This is a genomic window from Mycobacterium sp. E2462 (assembly GCF_001672685.1).
Lineage (GTDB): Bacteria > Actinomycetota > Actinomycetes > Mycobacteriales > Mycobacteriaceae > Mycobacterium.
Genome location: NZ_LZKC01000042.1, coordinates 1 through 2,894, shown reverse-complemented (window position 1 = coordinate 2,894; position 2,894 = coordinate 1). Strand labels below are relative to the sequence as shown.

Here is a 2,894-nt window from a genome sequence, read left to right as displayed (position 1 = left end):
ACTTCTGCCTCGGTGCCCATCTGGCCCGGATGGAAGCCCGCGTGGCGCTCACCGAGTTGTTCAAGCGAATCCGCGGATTTGAGGTCGACGAGGCCAACGCCGTCCGCGTCCACTCCAGCAACGTCCGCGGATTCGCTCACCTACCCATCACCGTGGAGACCCGCTGATGCCCCGCTTCGCAGCCTTACCCGACCGTCGACCGGCGATCGTCGCCGGTGCCTCCTCCGGCATCGGCGAGGCCACCGCGATCGAGCTGGCCGCGCACGGCTTCCCGGTAGCCCTCGGTGCGCGTCGCGTCGAGAAGCTCGCCGACATCGTCGGCAAGATCAACGCCGACGGCGGCGAAGCGGTGGGCTTCCACCTCGACGTCACCGACCCCAACTCGGTGAAAGCGTTTGTCGCGCAGTCCGTGGACGCGCTCGGTGACATCGAGGTGCTGGTGGCCGGCGCGGGCGACACCTACTTCGGCAAGCTGGCCGAGATTTCCACCGACGAGTTCGAGTCGCAGTTGCAGATCCACCTCGTCGGCGCCAACCGGCTCGCCGCCGCGGTGTTGCCCGGCATGCTCGACCGCCAGCGGGGCGACCTGATCTTCGTCGGCTCGGACGTGGCGCTGCGCCAGCGCCCGCATATGGGCGCCTACGGCGCGGCCAAGGCGGCGCTGGTGGCCATGGTCACCAACTTCCAGATGGAGCTCGAGGGGACCGGCGTGCGCGCCTCGATCGTGCACCCGGGCCCGACGAAGACGTCGATGGGGTGGAGCCTGCCGGCCGAGAAAATCGGTCCGGCCCTAGAGGATTGGGCCAAGTGGGGTCAGGCCCGCCACGACTATTTCCTGCGCGCTTCGGATCTCGCCCGCGCCATCACCTTCGTCGCCGAGACACCGCGCGGCGGGTTCATCGCCAACATGGAGCTGCAGCCCGAAGCCCCGTTGGCCGGCAACAAGGGCCGCCAGAAGTTGGCACTCGGAGAAGAAGGGATGCCCGGACAATGACCACGACCACCGAGGTGCCCCGGGTCTCCGGCGGCGAGGAGGAGCACGGCCACCTCGAGGAGTTCCGCACCGACCCGATCGGGTTGATGCAGCGCGTCCGGGAGGAATGCGGCGACGTGGGCTGGTTCCAGCTGGTCGACAAGCACGTCATCCTGCTCTCGGGCGCGACCGCCAACGAGTTCTTCTTCCGCTCCGCCGACGAGGACCTCGACCAGGCCGCGGCCTACCCCTTCATGGCGCCGATCTTCGGCAAGGGCGTGGTGTTCGACGCCAGCCCGGAGCGGCGCAAGGAGATGCTGCACAACTCGGCGCTGCGCGGCGAGCAGATGAAGGGGCACGCCGCCACCATCGAGGCCCAGGTCAAGGGGATGATCGCCGACTGGGGCGATGAAGGCGAGATCGAACTGCTCGACTTCTTCTCCGAGCTGACCATCTACACCTCCACGGCCTGCCTCATCGGCGTGAAATTCCGCAACCAGCTCGACCACCGATTCGCCGAGTACTACCACGAACTGGAACGCGGCACCGACCCGCTGTGTTACGTCGACCCCTACTTGCCGATCGACAGCTTCCGGCGCCGTGACGAGGCCCGCGTGAAACTCGTTGCGCTCGTGCAGGAGATCATGGACCAACGGCTGGCCAACCCGCCCAAGGACAAGGCCGACCGTGACATGCTCGACGTCTTGGTATCGATCAAGGACGAGACCGGCAACGCCCGCTTCTCCGCGGACGAGGTCACCGGAATGTTCATCTCGCTCATGTTCGCCGGGCACCACACCAGCTCGGGCACCTCGGCGTGGACGCTGATCGAGTTGATCCGCCACCCCGAGGTCTACGCCGAGGTGCTCAGCGAACTCGAAGAGCTCTACGCCGACGGCCAGGAGGTGAGCTTCCACGCGCTGCGCTCAATTCCCAAGCTGGACAACGTGGTCAAGGAGACCCTGCGGCTGCACCCCCCGCTGATCATCCTGATGCGCGTCGCCCAGGGCGAATTCGAGGTCGAAGGCTTCCCCATCCACGCCGGTGACTTCGTCGCCGCGTCTCCGGCCATCTCCAACCGCATCCCGGAGGACTTCCCCGACCCGGACGCGTTCCGGCCCGACCGCTATCTCAAACCCGAGCAGGCCGACATCGTCAACCGGTGGACCTGGATCCCGTTCGGTGCGGGCCGGCACCGCTGCGTCGGCGCCGCCTTCGCCCAGATGCAGATCAAGGCGATCTTCTCGGTTCTGCTGCGCGAGTACGACTTCGAAATGGCTCAACCTGCCGACAGCTACCACAACGACCACTCCAAGATGGTGGTGCAGCTGGCGCGGCCGGCCAAGGTGCGTTACCGCAAGCGTCAAAGGTAGGGCACCTCATGGGATTTCGTATCGAAGTCGATCTTGATCTATGCCAGGGCCACGCCATGTGTGAGCTGGAGGCGCCGGAATACTTCCGCGTGCCCAGGCGGGGCAAGGTCGAGATCCTCGACCCCGAGCCGCCCGAAGACGCCCGCGCCGACATCGAGCGCGCGGTCGATATGTGCCCCACGCAAGCACTTCTCATCAAGGACAAGGGAGACTGAGATGGCGTCACGCGAGGACCTCGAGGCATGGGTCGACCGGTGGTTGCAAGCCAATAAGGACTGTGAAAAAGCCGGCGACTGGCGACCGTTGGCGGACTTCTACACCCAGGACGCCACCTACGGCTGGAACATCGGCCCCAAGGAGGACGTGATGTGCGTCGGCGTCGACGAGATCCGCGACATCGCCCTGGGCCTGGAGATGGAGGGCCTGGAGAACTGGGTGTACGAGTACCAGAAGGTGCTCATCGACGACAAGCAGGGCGAGATCGTCGGCTTCTGGAAACAGATCGTCAACAAGTCCGACGGCACGCAGGACGAGATCTACGGCATCGG

The 2,894-nt window shown here is 65.9% G+C and carries 3 protein-coding genes and 2 pseudogenes; all 5 read left to right on the top strand.

Annotated features, from left to right (window positions below; genetic code table 11):
- Positions 1-167, top strand: a pseudogene (locus A5714_RS25825) (cytochrome P450); the annotation flags it as partial.
- Positions 167-994 carry an SDR family oxidoreductase gene (locus tag A5714_RS02430; protein WP_068282409.1) on the top strand — a complete coding sequence of 276 codons (828 nt, stop codon included), beginning with the start codon at positions 167-169 and terminating at the stop codon, positions 992-994. The pseudogene A5714_RS25825 and the gene A5714_RS02430, both read left to right, overlap by 1 nt.
- Entirely contained in the window at positions 991-2,346 is a 1,356-nt protein-coding gene (locus tag A5714_RS02425; RefSeq protein WP_068282406.1) for a cytochrome P450, read from the top strand. The genes A5714_RS02430 and A5714_RS02425 overlap by 4 nt, the downstream gene beginning before the upstream one ends.
- 8 nt (positions 2,347-2,354) lie before the next feature.
- Positions 2,355-2,561, top strand: a complete 207-nt coding sequence (locus A5714_RS02420) for a ferredoxin (protein WP_068282404.1) — start codon at positions 2,355-2,357, stop codon at positions 2,559-2,561.
- Between the two features lies 1 nt (position 2,562).
- Positions 2,563-2,894, top strand: a pseudogene (locus A5714_RS02415) (nuclear transport factor 2 family protein); the annotation flags it as partial.